This is a genomic window from Haloferax profundi (genome assembly GCF_001469865.1).
Classification (GTDB): domain Archaea; phylum Halobacteriota; class Halobacteria; order Halobacteriales; family Haloferacaceae; genus Haloferax; species Haloferax profundi.
On sequence record NZ_LOPV01000289.1, the window covers coordinates 1 to 305 of the forward strand.

The following is a 305-nucleotide window of genomic DNA, read 5'->3' on the forward strand; positions in this document are numbered from 1 at the left end:
AGCAGTCGAACGCGAATCAAGTCAAGATCAAGGTCACGCTGAACGAGGAATACGAGATTGAGGTGTCTGGGGAAACGATCATCGAAGGTGAAGACGAGGGTGAGGATACAATAGAGGACGTCACCTTCGATAACCCCGACCACCCACTCGTCGGACATCTCCGCGACAACGACGTCTCGATCTACAAGTTCACTGCCCCACCAGATTACTGGCTTACGACCTTTGAGTATGCTGCACTCTCGTTCGAGACGCCTGATAGAGAGGGGTGGGACAACCTCAACACAGGCGACGTCATCCTCTTTCAC

1 protein-coding gene is annotated in these 305 nt (G+C 53.1%); it reads left to right on the forward strand.

Annotated elements, in window-relative coordinates:
• The coding region (locus AUR66_RS22050) for a hypothetical protein (protein ID WP_197409770.1) at nt 1-305 on the forward strand (305 nt) is incomplete at both ends.